Here is a 24,647-nt window from a genome sequence, read left to right as displayed (position 1 = left end):
CCGCCTGCGTTCCCGCCCGATCCCCTGCTTTATCTCGCTTTCTGCGCTGCGAGCCCTTGAACTGCCCGCTGCCGCCCTAAACTTCTACCGACACGCCCGCTCGCGCACCCTGGCGCGGCCGCTTCCGGTCAGCGTTTCAGGCACGCGCGGCGCGTACCGAATCCCGATGGCGCGGCACATGAGTGACTGGCCGCGCCAATCTCTACCTGGCATCAACGGTAAAAGGAACGCACATGGAGCAATTTCACGGCACGACGATCGTATCCGTGCGGCGCGGCGATAAGGTCGCCCTCGGCGGCGACGGCCAGGTCACCCTCGGCAACATCGTCATGAAGGGCGGCGCGAAGAAAGTGCGACGCATCTACGGCGGCAAGGTCATGGTCGGCTTCGCCGGCGGCACCGCCGACGCGTTCTCGCTGCTCGACCGCTTCGAAGCCAAGCTCGAAAAGCATCAGGGCAATCTCACCCGCGCAGCCGTCGAACTCGCCAAGGACTGGCGCACCGACCGCATGCTGCGCCGTCTGGAAGCGATGCTGATCGCCGCCGACGCCACCACCACCCTCGTCATCACCGGCAACGGCGACGTGCTCGATCCCGAAGGCGGCATCTGCGCGATCGGCTCGGGCGGCTCGTATGCACAGGCGGCGGCCAAGGCCCTCGTCGACAACACCGACCTCTCGCCACGCGAGATCGTCGAAAAGTCGCTCGAAATCGCGGGCGACATGTGTATCTACACGAATCACAACCGCGTGATCGAAACCATCGAGTAATCACCAGGACGACAAGGAATCACGATGAGCACCATGACTCCCGCCGAGATCGTCTCGGAACTCGACAAGCACATCATCGGCCAGGCCAAGGCCAAAAAGGCCGTGGCGGTCGCGCTGCGCAACCGCTGGCGCCGCCAGCAGGTGGCCGAACCGCTGCGCCAGGAAATCACGCCGAAGAACATCCTCATGATCGGGCCGACGGGCGTCGGCAAGACCGAAATCGCGCGCCGTCTGGCCAAGCTCGCCGACGCGCCGTTCATCAAGATCGAAGCCACCAAGTTCACCGAAGTGGGCTACGTGGGCCGCGATGTGGACAGCATCGTGCGCGATCTGATCGAAATTTCGGTGAAGCAGACTCGCGAAACGGAAATGCGCAAGGTGCGCAGCAAGGCCACCGATCAGGCCGAAGACCGCATTCTGGACATCCTGTTGCCGAGCGCGCGCCCGGTCGGCTTCAACGCCGCCTCGGAAAGCGCCCCAGCCGAAGGCGACAACGCCACGCGCCAGACCTTCCGCAAGCGCCTGCGCGAAGGCCAGCTCGACGACAAGGAAATCGAGCTTGACGTGGAAATGCCGCAATCGGGCATGGACATCATGGGGCCGCCGGGCATGGAAGACATGACCGAGCAGATCCGCTCGATGTTCGCCAATCTGGGCGGCGGCAAGAAGACGCGCCGCAAGGTGAAGGTCAAGGAAGCGCTCAAGCTCCTCACGGACGAAGAAGCATCGAAGATGCTCAACGACGAAGAGGTCAAGCAGAAGGCCGTGCAGAACGTCGAGCAGAACGGCATCGTGTTCCTCGACGAAATCGACAAGATCGCCTCGCGCAACAACGAAGGCGCGGGCGGCGGCGAAGTGTCGCGTCAGGGCGTGCAGCGCGATCTGCTGCCGCTCGTGGAAGGCACCACCATCAACACGAAGTACGGGATGATCAAGACCGATCACATCCTGTTCATCGCAAGCGGTGCGTTCCATCTCGCCAAGCCGAGCGATCTGATCCCCGAACTGCAGGGCCGTTTCCCGATCCGCGTGGAACTGGAATCGCTCTCCGTGAAGGACTTCGAAGCGATTCTGGTCGCCACCGACGCGAGCCTCGTGAAGCAGTATCAGGCGCTGCTCGCTACCGAAGACGTGCAGCTCGATTTCGCCGAAGACGGTATTCGCCGTCTCGCGGAAATCGCTTTCTCCGTCAACGAGAAGACCGAGAATATCGGTGCGCGCCGTCTCTACACGGTGATCGAAAAGCTGCTGGAAGACGTGTCGTTCGCCGCCGGCAATCACGCGGGCCAGAGCGTGACCGTCGATGCCGCCTACGTGGACAAGGCGCTCGGCGAAGTCTCGCAGGACGAAGACCTGTCGCGCTACGTGCTGTAAGCGCTTTCTCGTAGTTCAAAGCAAAAAGCCCTGCAAATGCAGGGCTTTTTTCATTGCGGCACTGAAGTCGTCGCGCGAAGGCCACGCTCACTGCTTGACTGGGCGCTTGGCGAGCTTGCGCTGCAGCGTGCGGCGGTGCATGTTGAGCGCGCGCGCGGTGGCCGAAATATTGCCACCGTGCTCGGACAGCACGCGCTGGATATGCTCCCATTCGAGACGCGCAACCGACAGCGGCGCGGGATGCTCGATGGCGGCTTCCGCCTGCAGCGAACTGGCGTCGCCTTGCAGCGACGTGAGGATCATTTCCACATTGGCGGGCTTGGCCAGATAGTTGTCCGCGCCGTCCTTGACCGCCTGCACCGCCGTGGCGATGCTCGCGTAGCCGGTCAGCACGAGCATGCGTGCGTCGGGCTGAAGATCGCGCAGCGGCGCGATCAGCGTGAGGCCCGAGTCGTTGCCCAGATGCAGGTCGACCGTGATCTGCCCGAACTTTTGCTGGTTAGCGAAGCGGATCGCTTCCTCGGCATTGTGCGCCTGCTGCACCTGGTAGCCGCGCCGCGTGAGACCGCGCGCGAGGATGTCGGAGAAGACTTCGTCGTCGTCGATCACCAGAAAATTCATATCGCTCATGCCACTTTCTCCGTGTTGCACCGATGTTCCGTTTTGATCAGGTCGAGCCGCGTGGTGGATCGCTTCATTGCCCACCGGATCGCGCCATACCTGATCCCCTGTCTTAAAGTGCCGCTGCCGCGCCGTTGCGCGAACCAGCGGCCGGGCTCGCTTCGCCCACTTGCCCTTCTGTCACCGGCACGCGCAGCACCGCACGCGTGCCGCGCGCCTTGCGCGGACGGCCCGCGCCGCCTTCGAGGCTTGCTGCGCCCTTGCTGCCTTGTGCGGGAGCGTCGGTGAGATCGATCGATCCGCCCAGACGCGCCGCCGACGAAAACGCCAGATAGAGCCCCACGCCATGACCGCCCTGGGTGCTGTCCACGGGCGCGGCGCCCAGCGACGTGCGCAAAGACGGCGGGATGCCGGGGCCCGCATCGCACACTTCGAAATCGATATACCCTGGCAGCGGCGTCGCGCGCAGCGTCACAAAGTCGCGGCTCGCGCGCGCGGCGTTGTCGAGCAGGATGGTGAGGATCTGTCCGACCGCCACAGTGTCGTCGAGGAACAGGCCTTCGGGCGCATTGCCAGGCAGTTCGAAATTCACATGCGGATGACGCAGACGCCATTGCTCGACGAACGGCCCGAGCCATTCGCTCACCGCCTGACGGCTGCCCGTGGACGACGCGCGGCTCCTCAGCCGCGCCAGCGCCGAGGTGCACAGCGTGATCTGCTTGTCGAGCAATTCGAGGTCGGCGGAATACGGTTCGAGGCCCTTATCGCTGCGGGCGATGTCGCGCAGCTCTTCGGTCAGCATGGCGATGCTGGAGAGCGGCGTGCCGATTTCATGGGCGACGGTGGCCGCCTGCACGCCCAGCGCCACTGCGCGTTCGTCGCGCAACAGGCGCTGCTGTGCGTCGGCGAGCGCGTTTTCGCGCTGGCGCAGCGCGCGCGACATGCGCGCCACGAACCACACGATCAGCGCCACGCTCACCATGAAGTTCACCCACATGCCCGCACGGTAGTAATCGAACAGGTTGGCGGGATTGTCGAGATTGAGCGGAACGTTGTCGAAGCCGAGCAGCACGTAGCAGATCACGGCGAAGCACGCGAGCCATGCCGTGAGATACCAGGGCAGCACGGCGGCCGCGATGGCCAGCGACGGCAGATAGAGCGAAACGAAGGGATTGGTCGTGCCGCCCGATAGAAATAGCAGCGCGGAGAGCGCGCCCAGATCGACCCATAGTTGACCGAACAGTTCGAGATCGGACTCGGGACGGTCCTGCGTGACACGCAGCCAGGTGACGCCGTTGAACGCCACTTCGAGGGCGATCACGAACAGCATGGCGGGCAGCGGCAATTGCACGCCGAAGAAGAATTGCACGAACGCAATCGTGCACAGCTGGCCGATGATGGCGAGGCTGCGCAGCCAGAACACATGGCTGAGATTGACGCGGGCACTGACAGTTATGCGATGCATGGCGTCAGTTTACCTGTTCGGACTTGTCTTATTCATTGTCTTGAAATGCTCTGTTCCAATATCTGACATCCGTCGCCTACAAACGCGACGACTCATTCTGATAAGGCAGGCAGCAGATGACTTCCGTTACGCTCGATCCCGTGCAGAAGGCGCGAGATCTCTTTCTCGATTTTGTCGATGCCGCCTGCGGCGATATGTCATCGGCAGACACCCTGCTGGACGCCACGCGAACCGCACTGCGCGCAATCAGCGACGACGCACTCATGTTGACCGCCGCGCGCGCCCAGCAACCCGCGTTCGCGAAGGAAGCCATCCGGCTTTGCGCCGCCATCGCGCAACTCGAACCGCAACGTACCGCAGCCTGGTTCGCGGCGGGCCTCGCACTGCAATTCGCGAACCGCCACGCCGACGCCGTAGCACCTTACCGCCGTGCACTCGCCATCGATCGAACGTTTCCAAATCTGCGCAACAATCTTGCGACGGCCTTGATGCAGATCAATTCGAATGGCGATGAAGTCGCGGTTCTGCTCCGTGAATGCGTCGAGGCGAAACCCGATGACGCCAACGCGTGGATCAATCTCGCGCGCCTGCGCGCCGACGAAGCCGACGTCGAACGTCCGCTGGAAGCAAGCCGCCGAGCCCTTGCGCTCGCGCCGCAAAGCCCGCTCGCCCTCAACAACTATTCGATGGCCTGCAAGGAAGCGCAGCTCTGGGACGAAGCCGAGCGCGCGGCCCGCGCCGCCTGCCAGTATGCCCCCAACGACGCCACGACACGCGTGAACCTGTCGATGACCCGGCTGCTGCGCGGCAACTTCGCCGATGGCTGGGCCGATCACGAGTTGCGCTGGCAAGGATCGAGCGAACTCGCGTCGGGCCGCCCCGTGTTTCCCAGGCCCGAATGGCATGGCGAGCCGCTCGCGGGCCGCACGCTGCTGGTGTGGGGCGAACAGGGCATGGGCGATCTGCTGCAGTTCAGCCGCTATATCCCGATGCTTGCCGAACGCGTTCGCCGCGAAGGCGGCCGGCTCGTCTGGAATTCGTTCCCGCAGATGGGCGCGCTGCTCGCGCGCAGCCTGCATGGCCACTACGACCTGTACACGGCGGGCGGCCCGGTCGAGGCGCTGCCGCCGTTCGACTACGAGATTTCGCTCGTCAGCCTGCCCGCGTTCTTCGGCACACGCGAAAACACGATTCCCGGCCCCACGCGCTACCTGGCCTCCGAACCGTCGGCGGCCGACCGCTGGCGCGCGCGCCTCGCGGGCGAAACACGCCTGAAGGTGGGACTGACCTGGACGGGCAGCCTCACGCACAAACGCAATCCGTTCCGGCGCGTCGGGCTGGAGCGCTACGCGCGGCATTTCGGCGGTATCGACAACGTGGTGTTCTACTCGCTGCAACCGGGCGCTACCGCCGATATCGAAGCCGCGCGCAAAGCGGGCTTCGACGTGGTCGACTTCAGCGAGGAGTGGCAGAGCTTCGACGACACCGCCGCCTTTATCGACGCGCTCGATCTGGTGATTTCGGTGTGTACGTCGGCGGCGCATCTGGCGGGCGCGCTCGGTCAGCGTACGTGGGTGTTGCTGGATGTGAACCCGCACTGGGTCTGGCTGCTGGATCGCCGTGACAGCCCGTGGTATCCGAACACCACGCTCTATCGCCAGCCGCAGTTCCGGCAATGGGAGCCGGTGCTCGACACCATGAGCGCCGATCTGGCGAAGCTCGCCGCCGCGCATCGCGCGAAACAGGCCTGAGCGGCGTCTGCAGTTGTGTCTCAGGGCGCCTGGTCAGTGGCCCGGCCCACCCTTCGGTTGGCCACCCGCGGCCACGGCGGCGGCCAGGCATTCGGGGCACATGCAGCGCCCGCGCGGGTCGAGCTGGTTAGCGGGAACGGCCGGCAGCGCCTTGCACCAGCAGTCGAAAGGCTCGGTATTGCGCCCGCAGTCGAAGGCGTTGCCGCAGCGCGGGCAGCGCGCATGTCGGACGGTATGGGCGGGTGTTGCGGAGGCGGTCATGGTGGCGCGCTCCCAGGAAACCAGCGTCGGCGATGGAGAAATGATGCCACAGCGCACGGCGTGCCTCGACGCCCCGTGCAAACGCGACTGTCGCAGAAATTTCATGAATTTCGACGCAAAATCGCCGAAGAAGCCCGCCAAAGACAGTGCAAATGCCTGATCTGTCGCATCGTTGCATCGCCTGGCGTCCCACCTGGCGAAAACCCTGTTGCAGCGCGCCAGTCCTGTACAATTCGCCCTGTTTCGTCCGCGCTTTTGCTAGCGCGCCCTTTCAGGCGTTTTTCGCCCCGTTTTCCAGCACAGCCCGCCGCCATGTCCGAGCCCATCGACCTCTCGCAGATCGCGCCCACCCTGAAAGCCGAAATCCTGGCCGAAGCACTGCCGTACATTCGCCAGTACCACGGTAAGACCGTCGTCATCAAATACGGCGGCAACGCCATGACCGAAGAGCGCCTGAAGCAGGGCTTCGCGCGCGACGTGATCCTGCTCAAGCTCGTGGGCATCAACCCTGTCATCGTGCACGGCGGCGGCCCGCAGATCGACACGGCGCTCAAGAAGATCGGCAAGCAGGGCACCTTCATCCAGGGCATGCGCGTCACGGACGAAGAAACCATGGAAGTCGTCGAGTGGGTGCTCGGCGGCGAAGTGCAGCAGGACATCGTCACGCTGATCAACCATTTTGGCGGCCACGCGGTCGGCCTGACCGGCAAGGACGGCGGCCTGATCCACGCACGCAAGCTGATGATGCCGGACCGCGACAACCCGGGTCAGTACATCGACATCGGCCAGGTGGGTGAAGTCGAGGCGATCAACCCGGCGGTCGTGAAGGCGCTGCAGGACGACGCGTTCATTCCGGTGATCTCGCCGATCGGCTTCGGCGAAGACGGTCTGTCGTACAACATCAACGCCGACCTCGTGGCGGGCAAGCTCGCGGTCGTGCTGAACGCCGAAAAGCTCGTCATGATGACGAACATCCCCGGCGTGATGGACAAGGAAGGCAACCTGCTGACGGACCTTTCGGCGCGCGAAATCGACGCCCTGTTCGAAGACGGCACGATCTCGGGCGGCATGCTGCCGAAGATCTCGTCGGCGCTGGACGCGGCCAAGAGCGGCGTGCGTTCGGTGCACATCATCGACGGTCGCATCGAGCACTCGGTGCTGCTGGAAATCCTGACCGAGCAGCCGTTCGGCACGATGATCCGCTCGCATTAAACTGCGCAGCACGCCGGCGGCGGCCTCGCGCTGCTGCCGGCCGTTATCCGCCAGTCGCCAGCTTCGGGCTGGCGCATATTCGTGGCCCATGCCCACGCGCGACGTCAGCGCTTGCAGTCGATAACCGCATTTCGATGAACGCAGCACGATGAACCGCAGCTTGCCCAGCAGCATGTCCAACACCGCCCGTCCGCTTCGCCGTCGTCCGCACGCCGCACGCGGCTCGCATGGCGGCTGCGCAGCCCACCGGCACACGCCGGTCTGGCTGTTCGATCTCGACAACACGCTGCACTGCGCCACTCGCTCGATCTTCCCCGCGATCAACCGGGGCATGACGCAGTACATCATCGACGCGCTCGGCGTGAGCCGCGATGTCGCCAACCATCTGCGCACCAGTTACACGCAGCGCTACGGCGCGGCGCTTCTGGGCCTCACGCGTCATCATCAGATCGATCCGCACGACTTTCTCAAGGTCGTCCACACCTTCCCCGATCTGCCCAATATGGTTCACGCCGAGCGCGGCCTTGCCCGCACGCTCGCGGCGCTGCCGGGCCGCAAGATCGTGCTGACCAACGCGCCTGAGGCTTACGCGCGCGCCATGCTTGCGGAGCTGGGCATCGAGCAGCTGTTCGAGCGCGTGGTGGCGATCGAGCACATGCAGACGCGCGGCCGCTGGCGCGCCAAGCCCGACCACGGCATGCTGCGCGCCGTGCTGCGCGAGGCACGCGCGTCGCTCGCGGATGCGATTCTCGTCGAAGATACGCACGGGCATCTGAAGCGCTACCGGCGTCTGGGCATCCGCACGGTCTGGATCACCGGCCACCTGCCCGCGCATCTGGCGCGCTGCAGCCGGCCGCACTATGTCGATCACCGCATTCGTTCGCTAAAATCGCTGCAACGCGGCCTGCAGCACACGCCGTTGCGGGGCCGGCCGCGCGCCTGAACCGCGGCGCAAGGCTCACGACGCACCGCGCCCGACGGACCACGGGCGCACCACACAGCACGATACAGCACGACACGACATTCGCCGGATGCGCCATACGCATCCCGAGCGACGATAAACGGCAAGACCCAGCGGCACGGCGCGCGGATAACCCCGCAGCCCGCGAGCCGCACTCAGGGCCACTCAGGGGCGACATTCATGCAGCCGAGCCATTCGTTGGAAACGCGTGACGCAGTCGTAGCAGCAGAATCATCCGCGACACCTGAAGACGCGCCGCGCCGCAGCCGCCCGAAGCCGGGCGAGCGCCGCGTGCACATCCTGCAGACGCTCGCCTCGATGCTGGAAACGCCGCGCGGCGAAAAGATCACCACTGCGGCGCTCGCGGCGAAGATCGGCGTATCCGAGGCGGCGCTGTATCGCCATTTCGCCAGCAAGGCGCAGATGTACGAAGGCTTGATCGACTTCATCGAGCAGACGCTGTTCGCGCTCATCAACCAGATCGTCGCGAAGGAGCCGGGCGGCTTGCGCCAGGCGCGCGCGATCGCGCTCATGCTGATCCAGTTTTCCGCGAAGAACGCCGGCATGACGCGCGTGCTGACCTGCGAAGCGCTGGTGGGCGAACACGAACGCCTCGCCGAGCGCGTGAACCAGATGCTCGACCGCATCGAGGCGTCGCTGCGCCAATGCCTGCGCCTGAGTCTCGCCGAAGGCCGCGAGAGCGGCGCGGATGCGCCGCCGCCAGGCGCTTACGATCCGGCCGTGCGCGCCAATCTGGTGGTGCGCTATGTGATCGGCTGCTGGCATCGCTACGCGCAAAGCGGCTTCACGCGCTCGCCCGCCGAGCACGCCGAAGAGCAGATCCGCGTGATCCTCGCCTGATCGGCGAACACGGCGCGAAGCGGGCCCAAACCGCCCCAAACCGGCCCACGCGGCCGCTTTGCACTTTTTCCGATATACTCAGCGTTCCTTTTGGAATACCCACGCGCCGATTTGCTGACTCGATTGCGGGCGCGTGAACTTCGTGGGATGGGTCCTGCGGAGTTCGATATAAATGCGGCTAAAGAGGTCGTCAGCTGCGCCAACTCTTTCGCACTCCGCGCTCGCCGACACCGTTTAGCCGCCCGAATCAACACAGGCGGAACGAATGGAATCGATCGGCATCGTCGCTCCTCAAACACTGCATTTCGACGAGCCTCTGCAACTGCAGAACGGCACGGCGCTGGCCGGTTACGACCTCGTGGTCGAGACCTACGGCACGCTCAATGCCGCACGCAGCAACGCGGTGCTCGTCTGTCACGCGCTCAACGCGTCGCACCACGTCGCGGGCGTCTACGCGGACAACCCCAAAGACGTCGGCTGGTGGGACAACATGGTCGGTCCGGGCAAGCCGCTCGACACCAACCGCTTCTTCGTGATCGGCGTGAACAATCTGGGTTCGTGCTTCGGCTCGACCGGCCCGATGAGCATCGATCCCGCCACCGGCAAGCCGTGGGGCGCGAAATTCCCGGTCGTGACAGTGGAAGACTGGGTGGACGCGCAGGCGCGCGTGGCCGACCGCTTCGGCATCGAAAAATTCGCGGCGGTGATGGGCGGCAGCCTCGGCGGCATGCAGGCGCTGGCGTGGAGCCTGCGCTATCCCGATCGTCTGGGCCATTGCATCGTGGTGGCTTCGACGCCCAAACTGTCGGCGCAAAACATTGCGTTCAACGAAGTGGCGCGCTCGTCGATCCTGTCCGATCCGGACTTCCACGGCGGCGACTACTACGCGCACAACGTGAAGCCCAAACGCGGGCTGCGCGTGGCGCGCATGATCGGTCACATCACCTATTTGTCCGACGACGACATGGCCGAAAAATTCGGCCGGGCGCTGCGCCGCGCGGAAGGCGCCGAAGACGCCTACAACTTCAACTTCGACGTGGAATTCGAGGTGGAGTCGTATCTGCGCTATCAGGGCGACAAGTTCGCCGATTACTTCGACGCCAATACCTATCTGCTGATTACGCGCGCGCTCGACTACTTCGATCCCGCCAAGGATTTCGACGGCGATCTCACGCGCGCGCTCGCGCACACCAAGGCGAAGTATCTGGTGGCGAGCTTCGCGACCGACTGGCGTTTCGCGCCCGCGCGCTCGCGCGAGCTGGTGAAGGCGCTGCTCGATCACAAGCGTCAGGTGACTTACGCCGAGATCGACGCGCCGCACGGCCACGACGCTTTCCTGCTCGACGACGCGCGCTATCACAACGTGGTGCGCGCCTATTACGAACGCATTGCCGCAGAGGTGGGCGCATGAACCAGAGCGCATTCGACAGTCTTTCCGCCCGTCCCGACTTCCGCACCATCGCGCGCTGGATCGAGCCGCGCTCCAAGGTGCTCGACCTCGGTTGCGGCGATGGCTCGCTGCTTTCCCTGCTCACCGAAGAACTCGAATGCTCGGGCTACGGCATCGAGATTAACGACGCGGGCGTGCTCGCCTCGGTGAAAAGCGGCATCAACGTGATTCAGCAGAATCTGGAAGACGGCCTGCGCCTCTTTGAAGACGGCAGCTTCGACTTCGCGATCCTCTCGCAGACGCTTCAGACCATCCACCAGACCGCCGCGATCCTGCGCGAGACGGCGCGCGTGGGCAAGGAATGCATCGTCTCGTTCCCGAACTTCGGCTACTGGCCACATCGGCTTTCGGTGCTCAAGGGCCGCATGCCGGTGTCGAAATCGCTGCCTTACCAGTGGCACAACACGCCGAACGTGCGTGTGCTCACGGTGAAGGATTTCGAGGCGCTCGCGCCCGAAGTCGGCATCGAAATTCTCGACCGCGCCGTGCTGCATGGGGGCCAGACCGTTCGATGGGGTGTGAACTGGCGTGGTAGTCTTGCGGTCTATCGCGTGAAGAAACGCTGACGCCGGGACCGGCGACGCGCGTTTTGCACCACTCCATATAGTTACACCGCGCCGCCGCTACCCGACGACATGCCGATACCGCCCCAAGAGGCCCCCGCCCGCGACGCCCCGAGCGTCCACGACGTCCACGACACGCACGACGTCAATGCACACGAAGAGCACCCCGGCTGGCGCGCGTACCTGAACACGCACATGCTGATCTGCGTGTTCCTCGGCTTTACGTCGGGGCTGCCGCTCTTCACGCTGGTCTATCTGGTGCAGGCCTGGCTGCGCTCCGAAGGCGTCAATCTCAAGGAAATCGGCCTGTTCGCGCTGATCCAGTTTCCCTATACGTGGAAATTCGTCTGGGCGCCGCTGATGGACCGCTACGTGCCGCGCCTGCCGGGCTGGAAGCCGGGCCGCCGGCGCGGCTGGATGCTGGTCACGCAGATTCTGGTGGCCGGCGCGATTGCGGCGCTCGGCTTCGTCTCGCCCAAAGAGTCGATCTGGACCGTGGCCGCGCTCACGGCGCTGGTGGCCTTCTTCGGCGCGAGCCAGGATATTTCGATCGACGCTTACCGCCGCGAACTCCTCAAGGACACCGAACAGGGTCTGGGCAACGCGGTTCACGTGAACGCTTACAAGATCGCGGCGCTGGTGCCGGGTTCGCTCGCGCTGATTCTGTCCGATCATCTGCCCTGGAGCACGGTGTTCGTCGTCACGGCGGCGTTCATGATTCCCGGCATGCTGATGTCGCTGGTGGTGAGCGAGCCTGAGGTCCACGGCGCGCCGCCCAAAAATCTGCGCGAAGCCATCGTGCAGCCGTTCGCCGAATTCGTGAATCGTGACGGTCTCGCCGCCGCGCTGTTCGTGCTGGCCTTCATTTTTCTCTACAAGCTCGGCGATACGATGGCGACCACGCTGTCGACGTCGTTCTTCCTCGATATCGGCTATTCGCGCACTGAAATTGGCGTGATCGCCAAGATGACCGCGTTTGGCGCGAGCCTCGCGGGCGGCATTCTGGGCGGCATTGCGCTGGTGAAGATCGGCATCGGGCGCGGGCTTTGGATTTTCGGCCTGCTGCAAATGGTGTCGACGCTCGGTTTCGCGTGGCTGGCGCAGCTCGGCCCCGATTCGCCGACGCTTGCGCTCATCTACGACGCCGTCGTGACGGTGAGCCACGGCGCCTCGCAGATCGCGAGCGTCTTTGGCGCCAGCGCCCAGCTCACACTCGATCCGCGCGCGGTGGCGCTGGCAATCGTCTACGGCTTCGAGACCTTCGCGACCGGCCTCACGCTGGCCGCTTTCACGGCCTATATTGCCAGCACGACCGACCCGCGCTACACGGCCACCCAGTTCGCGCTCTTCACCAGCCTGGCCTCGGTGCCGCGCACGCTGGCGTCCGCCGCCAGCGGTTACGTGGTCGCGAAAATCGGCTGGTTCGATTACTTCATTGCCTGCACGCTGCTCGCTTTGCCGGGTATGCTCCTGCTCATTCGAATCGCCCCGTGGAGAATCCGGAAGTGACCCCGCCTCAGCATGCCGCCTGTGTTTCCCTGTCGACGCGCCGCCGTCCGGGAGGGATAAACGCACAGGCAACGGGGCCACAACGCGATCTCGCGCGCCCGGGCCTGCGCAGCGCGCTGTGCCTGCTCGCGCTGACGCTGGGCGCAGGTGTCGCGCAAGCGACGGAAAACCCCGCTGCCAATTCAACCAATGCAGCCAGTTCCGCTTCGACGCCCACGCTCGCGATGCCCGCCACGCCGGCCGCACTGTCCAGCGCGGCGGAAACGGCGGGCGCGGCTTCCGCGAACGCATCGAGTCTGCCGCCCGTCGGCAACGGCGCGACGCTCAATGCGAACCCCGCCGCGGCTAACACCAACGCGCCATCCGCCATGCAGAACGGCGGCCCGAATACGGGCCGCGTGGTGCGCTTCGGCAATATCGGCGTGTTTCGTAATCTGATTCCGTCGCCCGCGCTCGAAGCCCAGGCCGCCGCCGAATACAACGAGATCGTGCGCGGCGCGGCGCACTCGAAGCTGCTCTATCCGGATAACGATCCGCACGTGGTGCGCGTGCGCCAGTTCGTCGACCGGCTCGCGCCGTATGCACTCAAGTGGAGCGATCGCGTCAAGAACTGGAAGTGGGAAGTGGCGGTGATCCGCTCGCCCGATATCCGCATGTACTGTCTGCCAGGCGGCAAGATCGTGGTGTATGGCGGCCTGCTCGACCGCGTGAAGCTCAACGACAACGAACTCGGCATGCTGCTCGGCCATGAGATCGCGCATGCGGTGCGCGAGCATGTGCGCGAACGTCTGGGCGAGCAACAGGCCGCGCAGATCGAATCGGGCGTGGTGCCGCAGCTATTCGGTCTGGCCGATCTGGGCGTGTTTCCGCTCGGGATCGGCTCGCGTCTGGTGGAAATGCACTATGGCCGCGCCGATGAAACCGAAGCCGACGTGATCGGCAGCGACATCGCCGCGCGTGCGGGTTTCGATCCGCGTGCGGCGCTCACGCTGTGGGACAAGCTCGCGGTGGCCACGAAGTCGGACCGCGATCAGGGCTTTATCTATGTGCATCCGTACACGCCGGCGCGGCGCGCGGATATCGCCAAGCGTCTCGCGGACATGATGCCGCTCTACGCCAAGGCCATTGGCAAGCCGCTCAACGAGTTGCCCGATTACCAGGGCATCGCCGCGGTGCAACGGCGCAAGCTGGTGGCGGCGCCCTGAACGTTCAGGGCGCGGTCCTCACACTTACTTCTTCTTGACCTTCCAGTCGTAATCGACCGTCAGCGGCGCATGGTCGCTGAACTTGATGTCGCGGAACACGTCCGTGCGCTTCGCCGTCGCGGCGACGCCGGGCGTGGCGATCTGGTAGTCGATACGCCACCCCACGTTCTTCGCGTACGCCTGGCCGCGATTGCTCCACCACGTGTACTGCTCGGGACGTTGATCAAGCGTGCGGAACACATCGACGTAACCCACTTCGTCGAACAGCTGCGTGAGCCACGCGCGCTCTTCGGGCAGGCAGCCGGAGTTCTTCTGGTTGCCCTTCCAGTTCTTGATGTCGATTTCCTTGTGGACGATGTTCACGTCGCCGCACACGATCACTTCGCGCTTCTGCTTGAGTTCGGCCAGATGCGGCATGAACACGTCCATGAAGCGGTATTTGGCCTGCTGGCGCTCGTCGCCGCTCGAACCCGAGGGCACATACACCGAGATCACCGACAGATCGCCAAAGCGCAGTTCCACATAGCGGCCTTCGGCGTCGAACTCCTCGCTGCCAAAGCCGATGATGACTTCGTCAGGCTCGCGGCGCGCGTACACGCCCGCACCGCTATAGCCCTTCTTCACGGCATGCTGGAAGTAGCCCTTGAAGTCGTGCGGCGCGAGGAATTCCGGCGTCATGTCGTCCTGCGAGCACTTGATTTCCTGCACGCAGAGCACGTCGGCGTTCTGTTCGCCGAACCATTCGAAGAAGCCCTTCTTCGCCGCGGAGCGGATGCCATTCAGGTTCGCGGTGATCACACGCAGCATTTTTTCAGTCCTTTTTTGAGTGTTCGTTGAGAGCGGGAAGATCGGCGTTTTACTCGATCTTCATGCCCTCGAGTTCGGGCTTGGCGGGCGGAAATTCGAGCTTCAGACCTTCCATCAGGCGCAGCAGCAGTTCGGCCACCATGACGTTGCGATGCGTCTTCGAATCGGCGGGAATTACGTACCAGGGCGCGTGTTCGGTGGAGGTAGCCGCGAGCGCGTCGCGATACGCCGCCTGATAGGCGTCCCAGTGCTTGCGCGCTTCGAGATCGGAGAGATCGAATTTCCAGTGTTTCGAAGGATCGTCGATGCGCGCCTGGATGCGGCGGCGCTGCTCGTCCTTCGAAATGTGCAGCCAGCACTTGATGATGGTCGTGCCGTTTTCCACCAGCATGCGTTCGAAGTCGCGGATCTGCGCGTAGCGGCGCTCGCATTCGGCGGCGTCGATCTGGTCCATCACGCGCGGCACCAGCACGTCTTCGTAGTGACTGCGGTTGAAGATCGCCAGTTCGCCGGCGGCCGGCACGTGCATATGCACGCGCCAGAGGAAATCGTGCGACGCCTCGATGGGCGTGGGCGCGCGAAACGGCACGATGCGCAGGCCGAGCGGATCGACTTCGTGGAACACACCGCGAATGGTGCCGTCCTTGCCGCTCGTGTCCATGCCCTGCAGCACCAGCAGCACGCGCTGATGACGCTGCGCGTGCAGGCGCTCCTGCAGCACGTCAAGCTTGTCGCCAATCGCGGCCAGCCGCTCGCGGTCGCTGTCCTTGCTGCCGGTGGAAAAGGGCTTGGCCGATGGGTCGATGGCCTCGGGGGTGAACGGATCGCCCTTTTTGTCGCCGTAAAACGGCACGCGGAAATCGTCAAGGTTCGGGGAATTCTGGGACTTCGCCATCGCTACAGTTCTCCTGAGTAAATCCGCCTCTTCAAGCGGCGAGGCGGCGCCGCACATCCTTGCGCGACGCCGCCTCGCCAGCTTGCCGACCCACAGTCTGACAGACTATCAGCCCAGCTTCTTTTTCAGCAGTTCGTTGACCTGCTGCGGGTTTGCCTTGCCCTTGGTGGCCTTCATGGCCTGGCCGATCAGCGCGTTGAAGGCCTTTTCCTTGCCCGCGCGGAATTCCTCGACCGACTTCGGGTTCGCGGCCAGCACCTCGTCGATGATCGCTTCGAGCGCGCCGGTGTCCGAAATCTGCTTGAGACCCTTGGCGTCGATGATGCGATCGACCGCGCCTTCGTCCGTCGCCTTCTCGTCCCACATCGCCTGGAAGATTTCCTTGGCGATCTTGTTCGAGATCGTGCCGTCGGCGATACGCGCGAGCAGCAGCGCGAACTGCGCAGCCGAAACCGGCGACGCGCCGATATCCAGACCTTCGCGGTTCAGCTGCGACGAGACTTCACCCATCAGCCAGTTCGCGGCGGCCTTGGCCTGCGCAGCGCCAGCCTTGGCGACCACGGCTTCGAAGTACGCAGCCATCGCCTTGCTCGACGTCAGCACGTTCGCGTCGTACGGCGTCACGCCGTATTGCTCGACGAAACGCGTCTGCATCGTAGCGGGCAGCTCGGGCATTTCGCCCTTCACGCGCTCGACCCACGCCGCGTCGATCACGAGCGGCATGAGGTCGGGATCGGGGAAATAGCGGTAATCGTGCGCGTCTTCCTTGCTGCGCATCGAACGCGTTTCGCGCTTGTCCGGATCGTAGAGGCGCGTTTCCTGCACCACCGTGCCGCCGTCTTCGATCAGTTCGATCTGACGGCGCACTTCGTACTGGATGGCTTCTTCGAGGAAGCGGAACGAGTTCAGGTTCTTGATTTCCGCGCGCGTGCCGAATTCCTTCTGGCCGACCGGACGCACCGAGACGTTCGCGTCGCAGCGGAACGAGCCTTCCTGCATGTTGCCGTCGCAGATGCCAAGCCACACGACAAGCGTATGCAGCGACTTCGCGTAGGCCACAGCTTCCGCCGCGCTGCGCATTTCAGGTTCCGTGACGATTTCGAGCAGCGGCGTGCCCGCGCGGTTCAGGTCGATGCCCGTCATGCCCGCGAAGTCTTCGTGCAGCGACTTGCCCGCATCTTCTTCCAGGTGCGCGCGCGTCAGGTTGACGGTCTTTTCGTAGGCTTCCTTGCCGGTCTTCTCGTTGGCCGGCACCTGAATCGTGATCTGGCCGCCCTGCACCACCGGAATCTCGTACTGGCTGATCTGATAGCCCTTCGGCAGATCCGGGTAGAAGTAGTTCTTGCGCGCGAAAATGCTGCGCGGCGCGATGGTCGATCCGATCGCCAGACCGAACTGGATCGCGCGTTCGACCGCACCGCGGTTCATCACCGGCAGCACGCCCGGCAATGCGAGATCGACGGGGCAGGCCTGCGTGTTGGGGGCGGCGCCGAACTGCGTCGATGCGCCGGAGAAGATCTTGGAGACCGTCGACAGCTGCGCGTGCGTCTCAAGACCGATAACGACTTCCCATTGCGTGCTCATGCTTTACACCCCTGCCGGCGCCTTGCGATGCCAGTCGGTCGCGCGCTGGAAAGCGTCGGCGACCTGCAGCATGCGGGCCTCGTTGAAATAGTTGCCGACGATCTGCAGACCGACCGGACGTTGCGCGTTCGCACCCGCGCCGAAGCCGCACGGCACGCTCATGCCGGGCAGGCCCGCGAGGCTGGTCGACAGCGTGTAAATATCTGCGAGGTACATCTGCAGGGGATCGTCGCCCTTCGCGCCGATGTCCCACGCCACGCTCGGCGCGACCGGACCCATGATGACGTCGCACTGCTTGAACGCTTCCTGGAAGTCCTGCGCGATGATGCGTCGGATCTTCTGCGCCTGCAGGTAGTACGCGTCGTAGTAGCCGTGCGAAAGCACGTAGGTGCCCACCAGAATACGGCGCTTCACTTCGGGGCCAAAGCCTTCCGCGCGCGACTTCTTGTACATGTCGAGCAGATCGCCGTACTGCGCCGCGCGATGGCCGAAGCGCACGCCGTCGAAACGCGAGAGGTTCGACGAGGCTTCCGCCGGCGCGATCACGTAATAGACGGGGATCGACAGTTCGGTCTTGGGCAGCGTGACTTCCACGAGCGTCGCGCCCAGCGATTCGTACGTCTTGAGCGCGGCGTCGATGCTCGCGCGCACGTCGTCGGCCAGACCCGCGCCGAAGTATTCCTTCGGCAGGCCGATGCGCAGGCCCTTGAGCGGCTTGTCGGCGGTGGCGTCCGGCGTCCAGTGCTGGCCGAGGTGGCGCGTGTAGTCTTCGTGCTCGCGCGTGAGGCTGGTGGAGTCGCGCTCGTCGAAACCGGCCATGGCGTTGAGCAGCAGCGCGCAGTCTTCGGCGCTTTGGGCCATCGGGCCGCCCTGGTCGAGCGACGAGGCGAACGCGATCATGCCGTAGCGCGACACCCGGCCATACGTGGGCTTGATGCCCGTGATGCCCGAGAACGACGCCGGCTGACGGATCGAGCCGCCCGTATCCGTACCCGTCGCGGCGGGCGCGAGGCGCGCAGCCACGGCGGCGGCCGAACCGCCCGACGAACCGCCCGGCACCGCCTGGGTGTCCCACGGGTTCTTCACCGCGCCGAAGTGCGAGTTCTCGTTGGACGAGCCCATCGCGAATTCGTCCATATTGGTCTTGCCGAGCGTCACCATGCCGGCGCGCGCGAGGCGCTCGACCACCGTGGCGTCGAACGGGCTCTCATAGTTTGCAAGCATCTTCGAGCCTGCCGTCGAGCGCCAGCCGCGCGTGACGAACACATCCTTGTGCGCGAGCGGGATGCCCGCCAGCGGGCCGCCGTGGCCCGAGTGCAGCAGCGCGTCGGCGGCCTTCGCCTGGGCGAGCGTCAATTCGGGATTGACGTCGACAAAGGCGTTCAAGTCTTGATGTGCCTCAATCCGGCCGAGGAAATGCTGGGCCAGTTCGACTGCGGAGCACGCCTTCGCGGCCAGTGCGGCGCGCAGTTCGGTCAAACTTTTGTCATGCATTGCGTGATTCCTGGAAGATCGTAACGGGGCGACCACAACGATCGCACCGCCCGGGAGCGCCTCGCGCACGCGCGGGCTGCGCCCCGCCAATTCGGGGGTGGCAACGTTTTCAGAAGTTAAGCTCAGATGACTCGAACTTCTTCGAAAACGCCGCCAAAATGAGCGTTTGTTTACTCAATCACACGCGGGACAAGGTAAAGTCCGTCCTGTACCGCGGGCGCGGGGCGCTGGTAGGCGTCGCGATCCACGGTTTCGGTTACCGCGTCCTCGCGCAGTCGCAGCGCGACGTCTTCGATCTGTTCGATCGGATGCGCAAGCGGCGCAATGCCCGTGGTGTCCACGGCCTGCATCTGCTCGACGAGCCCGAAGAAATTATTCAGGCGCTCGAGCGTATTGCCGGCCTCGGCGTCGGCCAGTTCGAGGCGCGCAAGGTGCGCGATACGCTTCACATCGGTCAGGGTCAGGGCCATGCGGTCACCGGAAAAAATTGAGGCTGGAGCGGCGCGCAAAAAACGGTGCTGCAACAGCGATTTATCGCGCCGGATCCGAGGGTGGAAGAAAGCTTCGACGAGGTCAAAAACTGGCTTTCGGATCCTGCAAAACAGGCAAAATTATAAGGTATCATTACGCGTTCGACTCAAACCCGGACCGCCTTGCGTCTGCCTTTCACCCCTGAACGCAGCAATTTGCGCTCAGTTGGCGCGCAGCGGGGCCGCCTCCGGTAACCATTCCCGCAGTTTCAGGCTCCTCGCGGCGGCGCTTTCCGCCCGTCCTGAGGCTGTTATTTTTTCCGCTGCCGCCCGTGACCCGCTCGTCTCGTAGGTCGGCCACAAGCGAGACAGGATTTTTGAATGTTCGGTTTTCTGCGTAGCTACTTCTCCAACGATCTCGCGATCGACCTCGGTACCGCCAACACGCTGATCTACATGCGCGGCAAGGGCATCGTCCTTGACGAGCCGTCGGTCGTGTCCATCCGCCAGGAAGGCGGCCCGAACGGCAAGAAAACGATCCAGGCAGTCGGCAAGGAAGCCAAGCAGATGCTTGGCAAGGTGCCGGGCAACATCGAAGCCATCCGCCCGATGAAGGACGGCGTGATCGCCGACTTCACCGTCACGGAACAGATGATCAAGCAGTTCATCAAGACTGCACACGAATCGCGCATGTTCTCGCCGTCGCCGCGCATCATCATCTGCGTGCCCTGCGGTTCGACCCAGGTCGAGCGCCGCGCGATCAAGGAAGCCGCACACGGCGCAGGCGCTTCGCAGGTCTACCTGATCGAAGAACCCATGGCAGCCGCTATCGGCGCGGGCCTGCCGGTTTCGGAAGCCACCGGCTCGATGGTGGTCGACATCGGCGGCGGCACGACCGAAGTGGGCGTGATCTCGCTCGGCGGCATCGTGTACAAGGGCTCGGTGCGCGTGGGCGGCGACAAGTTCGACGAAGCCATCGTCAACTACATCCGCCGCAATTACGGCATGCTGATCGGCGAGCAAACCGCCGAAGCCATCAAGAAGGAAATCGGTTCGGCCTTCCCGGGTTCCGAAGTCAAGGAAATGGAAGTCAAGGGCCGCAACCTGTCGGAAGGCATTCCGCGCAGCTTCACGATTTCGAGCAACGAAATCCTCGAAGCGCTGACCGATCCGCTGAACCAGATCGTTTCGTCGGTGAAGATCGCGCTGGAACAAACGCCGCCGGAACTGGGCGCCGACATTGCCGAACGCGGCATGATGCTCACGGGCGGCGGCGCGCTGCTGCGCGATCTGGACCGTCTGCTGGCTGAAGAAACCGGTCTGCCGGTGCTGGTCGCCGAAGATCCGCTCACCTGCGTCGTGCGCGGTTCGGGCATGGCGCTCGAGCGCATGGACAAGCTGGGCAGCATCTTCTCGTACGAGTAAGCGCCTGGCGGCGGGTGCGGGCGGCGCCAGTCGATGCTGATGCAATCGACGGCGCAAGGTCACCGGCAAATCCGCTACCATCGACGCGCAACGAACGTGAGAGGCGGCCTATGCGCCGCCGCACAGCGGGGTGTCCCGGCGGTTTCTCCAAACCGCCGCGGGCCGCACCGCTGATGCGCCTCACGTTTCACCGTTAGTTTCACCGAACCGCATACGCCCCCGGCGCAGACCATGGAATACAGTCCGCCGCCTCTGTTCAAGCAAGGCCCCTCGGCACTCGCACGGCTGCTCTTCTTCGTCGTGCTGTCGATCGCGCTGCTGATCTCCGACGCGCGCTTCAAGACACTGGAAGTCGTGCGCGGCGTGCTCGGCGCCGGCCTCTATCCGCTGCAACGCGCAGCGCTCGTGCCGCGCGACCTCTTCATGGGCGCCGCCGATCTGGCCGTCACCAGCGCCTCGCTGCGCCAGGACAACGCGACGCTTCACGCGCGCAACCTCCAGCTTTCGCAGCAGGCCAACCAGGCCGCATCACTGGCCGCCGAGAACATCCATCTGCGCGCGCTGCTGCAACTGTCGCAGCGCATCGGCGCGCCCACGACGCCTGCCGAAATCCAGTACGACACGCGCGACCCGTTCACGCAAAAGGTCGTGATCGGCGGCGGTTCGCAGCAAGGCGTGCAGAATGGCGCGCCCGTGCTCAGCGAAGACGGCGTGATCGGTCAGGTCACGCGCGTATTTCCGATGCAGTCCGAAGTGACGCTCGTGACCGACAAGGACCAGGCCGTGCCGGTCGAAGTCGTGCGCACGGGTCTACGCAGCGTGATCTACGGCACCGCCAAGGGCGATCTGCTCGATCTGCGTTTCGTGCCGATCAGCGCCGACCTGCAAAACGGCGACGAACTCGTGACGAGCGGCCTGGACGGCGTTTATCCGCAAGGCTTGCCGGTCGCGAAGGTGATCCGCGTCGACAAACAGGCCGATACCGCCTTCGCGCGCGTGGTGTGCGCGCCGCTGGCCGCCGTGCGCGGCGCGCGTCAGGTGCTGGTGCTGCACTTCGTGCGCCAGGTGCCGCCGAATCCGGTCGAAGCCGCCGACGCCGCCGCAGCGGCCGCCGCTGCCGAAGCCAAGGACGCAAGGAAAAAGGCCGCCAAGGGCGCTGACAAAAAAGCCGACGACAAATCGAAGGCCGCCGCGCCGGCCGCCAGCGCGTCGCAGCCAGCCGCGCCCGCCAAAGCACCGGCGAATGCACCGGCGAAAGCGCCCGCAGCACAAGGGGGCCATTGATGGCGCGTCCGCAATACATCCTCCAGCCGGTCAACCCGTACTTCATCGCCTTCAGTCTCGCGGCGGCGTTCCTGCTGAACCTGCTGCCCTGGGGCAAGCTGCCCGGCGTGCCTGACTTTGTCGCCGTGGTGCTGCTGTTCTGGAACATCCATCAGCCGCGCAAGGTGGGCATGGGCATCGCTTTCTGCCTCGGCCTGCTGATGGACGTGCATAACGCAAATCTGCTTGGCGAGCACGCGCTCGCCTATACCCTGCTCTCCTTCGGCGCCATCACCATTCACCGCCGCGTGCTGTGGATGTCGCTGGGCGTGCAGATGTTTGCCGTCACGCCGATGCTGGTGGGCGCGCAGGTCGTGCCCTTCGTGATCCGCCTCGTGATGGGCGCATCCTTCCCCGGTTGGGGTTATCTGATCAGCGGCTTCGTCGAAGCCGTGCTGTGGCCGCTCACCAGCCTGGTGCTGCTGCTGCCGCAGCGCCGCCCCGTCGATCCCGACGATACGCGGCCCATCTGAGCGGCCTCGCGCCGCTCACCGTTGAAAGTCGCAACCGATGACCACCTCTTCCTACCGGCCCGCCGCAGCGCACGCGCGAGGCGCGGGCTCTGGCGTGTGAGCGCATGACCGAATTCAAGGACACCCAGCAGCAGCTCACGAAATACCGCCTGCGCGTTGCCGCGGCGGGACTGTTCGTGTTCGTCTGCTTCGGGCTGATCGCGTTCCGCTTCCTCTACCTGCAGGTCTGGAACCACAGCAAGTATTCACTGCAAGCCGACGAAAACCGCATTTCCGTCGCGCCCATCGTGCCGAACCGCGGCATCATCACCGACCGCAACGGCGTCGTGCTGGCGAAGAACTACTCCGCGTACACGCTGGAAATCACGCCCTCGAAGCTCACCGACACGCTCGATAACACGATCGACCAGCTCTCGACCGTGATCCCGATCGATGCGCGCGACCGCCGCCGCTTCAAGAAACTGCTCGAAGATTCGAAGAACTTCGAGAGCCTGCCGATCCGCACCCGCCTGACCGACGACGAAGTCGCCCGCTTCACGGCGCAGCGCTTCCGCTTCCCCGGCGTGGAAGTGCGCGCGCGCCTGTTCCGCCAGTACCCGCTTGGGGCCACGGCGGCGCACGTGATCGGCTATATCGGCCGGATTTCGCAGCGCGACCAGGAGCGCATCGACGATCTCTCGGACAAGAACGACAGCGATCCGGAACACTACGATCCGCGTCTGGACGCCAACAACTACAACGGCACCGACTACATCGGCAAGATCGGCGTCGAGCAGAGCTACGAAACCGAGCTGCACGGCCTGACGGGCTTCGAGGAAGTTGAAGTCACGGCGGGCGGCCGCCCGGTGCGCACGCTCTCGCGCACCCAGGCCACGCCCGGCAACAACCTCGTGCTGTCGATCGATATCGGTCTGCAGCAGGTCGCGGAACAGGCGTTCGCGGGCAAGCGCGGCGCACTGGTGGCCATCGAGCCGTCGACGGGCGACATTCTCGCCTTCGTCTCCGCGCCGAGCTTCGACCCGAATTCATTCGTCGACGGCATCGACCAGCAGACCTGGGACGAGCTCAACAACTCGCCCGATCACCCGCTGCTCAACCGCCCGCTGCACGGCACGTATCCGCCGGGCTCGACCTACAAGCCGTTCATGGCGCTGGCCGCGCTCACGCTGCACAAGCGCACGCCGGGCTGGGGTTTCTCGGACCCCGGCTACTACATGTTCGGTGGCCACCGCTTCAACAACGACGTGCGTTCGGGCCAGGGCTGGGTCGACATGAACCGCGCGATCATGGTGTCGAACGACACCTACTTCTTCATGCTCGCGCACGACCTGGGCGTGGACGCCATCGCCGGTTTCATGAAGCCGCTGGGCTTCGGCCAGTTGACCGGCATCGACATCGCGGGCGAGGCGCGCGGCATCCTGCCCTCGACCGAATGGAAGAAGAAGGCGTACAAGAAGCCCGAGCAGCAGAAGTGGTACGAAGGCGAAACGATCAGTCTGGGCATCGGCCAGGGCTATAACTCGTTCACCATCCTGCAGCTCGCACACGCCACGGCCACGCTCGCAGACAACGGCGTGCTCATGAAGCCTCACCTCGTGAAGGAAATCGAGAATCCGATCACGAAGGAAGAGCATCTGACCGTGCCGAGCGAAAGCGGCCGCCTCGACGTCAAGCAGTCCGATATCGACGTGGTGAAGCGCGGCATGGAAAACGTGACGATGAACCCGTCGGGCACGGCATACAAGCTGTTCCAGACCGCGCAATACACCTCGGCGGGCAAGACCGGTACGGCACAGGTGTACTCGCTGCAAGGCGCGAAGTACCAGGCGCACGCGGTCGCCGAGCATCTGCGCGACCACGCGCTGTTCACCGCATTCGCGCCGGTCGACAAGCCGCAGATCGCGCTCGCGCTGATCGTCGAAAACGGCGGTTGGGGTGCGCAGTCCGCCGGCCCGATTGCGCGCCGCGTGCTCGACTACTGGCTCGTCGATCGTCTGAAGCCGGGCGCCGAGCAGGCCGCCGTGGCGGCTGCGGCGTCGGCGACGCAGGATGCGTCCGCGCCGGTCATCGGTCAGCCGCCGCTGGGGGCGTCGGGTGCTTCGGCGGCGTCGCCGGCCTCCGCGGCGTCGGGCGCAGCAGCGCCGGTCGTGCCGCTGGTCAAGATCGCGGCTGG

At 64.6% G+C, this 24,647-nt stretch carries 22 protein-coding genes; 14 read left to right on the top strand and 8 right to left on the bottom strand.

Annotation, left to right across the window (positions count from 1 at the left end; translation table 11 throughout):
* The first annotated feature begins 233 nt into the window (after nt 1-233).
* Both hslV and hslU read left to right on the top strand, forming a co-directional pair.
* Nucleotides 234-770: an ATP-dependent protease subunit HslV gene (gene hslV / locus F3J17_RS22520; protein WP_103702740.1), complete on the top strand. Its 537-nt coding sequence runs from the start codon at nt 234-236 to the stop codon at nt 768-770.
* Nucleotides 771-794: 24 nt separating this feature from the next.
* Complete coding sequence (gene hslU, locus F3J17_RS22515; RefSeq protein ID WP_167063947.1) at nt 795-2,144, top strand: ATP-dependent protease ATPase subunit HslU; 1,350 nt, start codon at nt 795-797, stop codon at nt 2,142-2,144.
* Between the two features lie 87 nt (nt 2,145-2,231).
* On the opposite strand, the gene F3J17_RS22510 is transcribed toward hslU, so the two are convergent.
* Nucleotides 2,232-2,774 (bottom strand): response regulator transcription factor, encoded by a 543-nt coding sequence (locus F3J17_RS22510; RefSeq protein WP_167063944.1) that lies wholly within the window; start codon nt 2,772-2,774, stop codon nt 2,232-2,234.
* 103 nt (nt 2,775-2,877) lie between these two features.
* Nucleotides 2,878-4,230, bottom strand: coding sequence for an ATP-binding protein (locus tag F3J17_RS22505; RefSeq protein WP_167063941.1), 1,353 nt, complete (start codon nt 4,228-4,230; stop codon nt 2,878-2,880).
* Between the two features lie 116 nt (nt 4,231-4,346).
* On the opposite strand from F3J17_RS22505, the gene F3J17_RS22500 reads away from it, so the two are divergent.
* Complete coding sequence (locus F3J17_RS22500) at nt 4,347-5,981, top strand: hypothetical protein (RefSeq protein WP_240161115.1); 1,635 nt, start codon at nt 4,347-4,349, stop codon at nt 5,979-5,981.
* Between the two features lie 33 nt (nt 5,982-6,014).
* Here the strand turns inward: F3J17_RS22500 and F3J17_RS22495 are convergent, their stop codons facing one another.
* Nucleotides 6,015-6,242 (bottom strand): cysteine-rich CWC family protein, encoded by a 228-nt coding sequence (locus F3J17_RS22495; protein ID WP_167064326.1) that lies wholly within the window; start codon nt 6,240-6,242, stop codon nt 6,015-6,017.
* 312 nt (nt 6,243-6,554) lie between these two features.
* On the opposite strand from F3J17_RS22495, the gene argB reads away from it, so the two are divergent.
* The 7 genes from argB (at nt 6,555) to F3J17_RS22460 (ending at nt 14,003) form a co-directional block, all read left to right on the top strand.
* Entirely contained in the window at nt 6,555-7,454 is a 900-nt protein-coding gene (gene argB / locus F3J17_RS22490; protein ID WP_027815859.1) for an acetylglutamate kinase, read from the top strand.
* A gap of 172 nt (nt 7,455-7,626) precedes the next feature.
* Nucleotides 7,627-8,397 carry a pyrimidine 5'-nucleotidase gene (locus F3J17_RS22485; protein WP_167063938.1) on the top strand — a complete coding sequence of 257 codons (771 nt, stop codon included), beginning with the start codon at nt 7,627-7,629 and terminating at the stop codon, nt 8,395-8,397.
* Nucleotides 8,398-8,595: 198 nt separating this feature from the next.
* Entirely contained in the window at nt 8,596-9,276 is a 681-nt protein-coding gene (gene slmA / locus F3J17_RS22480; RefSeq protein ID WP_167063936.1) for a nucleoid occlusion factor SlmA, read from the top strand.
* A 265-nt stretch (nt 9,277-9,541) separates the two neighbouring features.
* Entirely contained in the window at nt 9,542-10,687 is a 1,146-nt protein-coding gene (locus F3J17_RS22475; protein WP_167063933.1) for a homoserine O-acetyltransferase, read from the top strand.
* Nucleotides 10,684-11,292: a methionine biosynthesis protein MetW gene (gene metW / locus F3J17_RS22470; protein WP_167063930.1), complete on the top strand. Its 609-nt coding sequence runs from the start codon at nt 10,684-10,686 to the stop codon at nt 11,290-11,292. The genes F3J17_RS22475 and metW overlap by 4 nt, the downstream gene beginning before the upstream one ends.
* A gap of 69 nt (nt 11,293-11,361) precedes the next feature.
* Nucleotides 11,362-12,798, top strand: a complete 1,437-nt coding sequence (locus F3J17_RS22465; RefSeq protein ID WP_167063927.1) for an AmpG family muropeptide MFS transporter — start codon at nt 11,362-11,364, stop codon at nt 12,796-12,798.
* Nucleotides 12,795-14,003, top strand: coding sequence for a M48 family metallopeptidase (locus tag F3J17_RS22460; protein WP_345891232.1), 1,209 nt, complete (start codon nt 12,795-12,797; stop codon nt 14,001-14,003). Before F3J17_RS22465 ends, F3J17_RS22460 begins: the two co-directional genes overlap by 4 nt.
* Before the next feature lie 24 nt (nt 14,004-14,027).
* Here the strand turns inward: F3J17_RS22460 and F3J17_RS22455 are convergent, their stop codons facing one another.
* The 5 genes from F3J17_RS22455 to gatC form a co-directional block, all read right to left on the bottom strand.
* Nucleotides 14,028-14,810: an exodeoxyribonuclease III gene (locus tag F3J17_RS22455; RefSeq protein ID WP_167063924.1), complete on the bottom strand. Its 783-nt coding sequence runs from the start codon at nt 14,808-14,810 to the stop codon at nt 14,028-14,030.
* A 49-nt stretch (nt 14,811-14,859) separates the two neighbouring features.
* On the bottom strand, nt 14,860-15,705 hold the full coding sequence (locus F3J17_RS22450; protein WP_167063922.1) for a polyphosphate kinase 2 family protein: 846 nt from the start codon (nt 15,703-15,705) through the stop codon (nt 14,860-14,862).
* Between the two features lie 108 nt (nt 15,706-15,813).
* On the bottom strand, nt 15,814-17,289 hold the full coding sequence (gene gatB / locus F3J17_RS22445) for an Asp-tRNA(Asn)/Glu-tRNA(Gln) amidotransferase subunit GatB (RefSeq protein WP_167063920.1): 1,476 nt from the start codon (nt 17,287-17,289) through the stop codon (nt 15,814-15,816).
* A gap of 3 nt (nt 17,290-17,292) precedes the next feature.
* Nucleotides 17,293-18,783, bottom strand: coding sequence for an Asp-tRNA(Asn)/Glu-tRNA(Gln) amidotransferase subunit GatA (gatA, locus tag F3J17_RS22440; RefSeq protein ID WP_167063917.1), 1,491 nt, complete (start codon nt 18,781-18,783; stop codon nt 17,293-17,295).
* A gap of 170 nt (nt 18,784-18,953) precedes the next feature.
* Nucleotides 18,954-19,253: an Asp-tRNA(Asn)/Glu-tRNA(Gln) amidotransferase subunit GatC gene (gatC, locus tag F3J17_RS22435; protein WP_167063914.1), complete on the bottom strand. Its 300-nt coding sequence runs from the start codon at nt 19,251-19,253 to the stop codon at nt 18,954-18,956.
* A 381-nt stretch (nt 19,254-19,634) separates the two neighbouring features.
* On the opposite strand from gatC, the gene F3J17_RS22430 reads away from it, so the two are divergent.
* The 4 genes from F3J17_RS22430 to mrdA all read left to right on the top strand — a co-directional run.
* Nucleotides 19,635-20,678 carry a rod shape-determining protein gene (locus F3J17_RS22430; protein ID WP_004189550.1) on the top strand — a complete coding sequence of 348 codons (1,044 nt, stop codon included), beginning with the start codon at nt 19,635-19,637 and terminating at the stop codon, nt 20,676-20,678.
* 231 nt (nt 20,679-20,909) lie between these two features.
* The gene (gene mreC / locus F3J17_RS22425; protein ID WP_167063911.1) at nt 20,910-21,962 is read left to right on the top strand and encodes a rod shape-determining protein MreC; all 1,053 of its coding nucleotides are present in this window, start codon (nt 20,910-20,912) and stop codon (nt 21,960-21,962) included.
* Nucleotides 21,962-22,474, top strand: a complete 513-nt coding sequence (gene mreD, locus F3J17_RS22420; protein ID WP_167063908.1) for a rod shape-determining protein MreD — start codon at nt 21,962-21,964, stop codon at nt 22,472-22,474. Before mreC ends, mreD begins: the two co-directional genes overlap by 1 nt.
* Before the next feature lie 104 nt (nt 22,475-22,578).
* Nucleotides 22,579-24,647: penicillin-binding protein 2 (gene mrdA / locus F3J17_RS22415; protein WP_167063905.1), on the top strand; the 2,069-nt coding region annotated here is incomplete at its 3' end.

It is taken from the genome of Burkholderia sp. Ax-1719 (assembly GCF_011753055.1).
In the GTDB taxonomy this organism is placed as follows: domain Bacteria; phylum Pseudomonadota; class Gammaproteobacteria; order Burkholderiales; family Burkholderiaceae; genus Paraburkholderia.
The sequence above is the reverse complement of the archived record's forward strand: the minus strand, read 5'-3'. Positions and strand labels throughout refer to the sequence as shown.

Excerpts from the sequence above, each read along its gene's own strand:
- F3J17_RS22500 (WP_240161115.1), top strand. The coding sequence starts at position 4,347 with ATGACTTCCGTTACGCTCGATCCCGTGCAGAAGGCGCGAGATCTCTTT.
- gatA (WP_167063917.1), bottom strand. The coding sequence starts at position 18,783 with ATGCATGACAAAAGTTTGACCGAACTGCGCGCCGCACTGGCCGCGAAG.
- F3J17_RS22510 (WP_167063944.1), bottom strand. The coding sequence starts at position 2,774 with ATGAGCGATATGAATTTTCTGGTGATCGACGACGACGAAGTCTTCTCC.
- slmA (WP_167063936.1), top strand. The coding sequence starts at position 8,596 with ATGCAGCCGAGCCATTCGTTGGAAACGCGTGACGCAGTCGTAGCAGCA.
- mreC (WP_167063911.1), top strand. The coding sequence starts at position 20,910 with ATGGAATACAGTCCGCCGCCTCTGTTCAAGCAAGGCCCCTCGGCACTC.
- F3J17_RS22495 (WP_167064326.1), bottom strand. The coding sequence starts at position 6,242 with ATGACCGCCTCCGCAACACCCGCCCATACCGTCCGACATGCGCGCTGC.
- F3J17_RS22505 (WP_167063941.1), bottom strand. The coding sequence starts at position 4,230 with ATGCATCGCATAACTGTCAGTGCCCGCGTCAATCTCAGCCATGTGTTC.
- F3J17_RS22475 (WP_167063933.1), top strand. The coding sequence starts at position 9,542 with ATGGAATCGATCGGCATCGTCGCTCCTCAAACACTGCATTTCGACGAG.
- hslU (WP_167063947.1), top strand. The coding sequence starts at position 795 with ATGAGCACCATGACTCCCGCCGAGATCGTCTCGGAACTCGACAAGCAC.
- argB (WP_027815859.1), top strand. The coding sequence starts at position 6,555 with ATGTCCGAGCCCATCGACCTCTCGCAGATCGCGCCCACCCTGAAAGCC.
- F3J17_RS22455 (WP_167063924.1), bottom strand. The coding sequence starts at position 14,810 with ATGCTGCGTGTGATCACCGCGAACCTGAATGGCATCCGCTCCGCGGCG.
- F3J17_RS22465 (WP_167063927.1), top strand. The coding sequence starts at position 11,362 with ATGCCGATACCGCCCCAAGAGGCCCCCGCCCGCGACGCCCCGAGCGTC.
- F3J17_RS22430 (WP_004189550.1), top strand. The coding sequence starts at position 19,635 with ATGTTCGGTTTTCTGCGTAGCTACTTCTCCAACGATCTCGCGATCGAC.
- gatC (WP_167063914.1), bottom strand. The coding sequence starts at position 19,253 with ATGGCCCTGACCCTGACCGATGTGAAGCGTATCGCGCACCTTGCGCGC.
- mreD (WP_167063908.1), top strand. The coding sequence starts at position 21,962 with ATGGCGCGTCCGCAATACATCCTCCAGCCGGTCAACCCGTACTTCATC.
- hslV (WP_103702740.1), top strand. The coding sequence starts at position 234 with ATGGAGCAATTTCACGGCACGACGATCGTATCCGTGCGGCGCGGCGAT.
- gatB (WP_167063920.1), bottom strand. The coding sequence starts at position 17,289 with ATGAGCACGCAATGGGAAGTCGTTATCGGTCTTGAGACGCACGCGCAG.
- F3J17_RS22450 (WP_167063922.1), bottom strand. The coding sequence starts at position 15,705 with ATGGCGAAGTCCCAGAATTCCCCGAACCTTGACGATTTCCGCGTGCCG.
- metW (WP_167063930.1), top strand. The coding sequence starts at position 10,684 with ATGAACCAGAGCGCATTCGACAGTCTTTCCGCCCGTCCCGACTTCCGC.
- F3J17_RS22485 (WP_167063938.1), top strand. The coding sequence starts at position 7,627 with ATGTCCAACACCGCCCGTCCGCTTCGCCGTCGTCCGCACGCCGCACGC.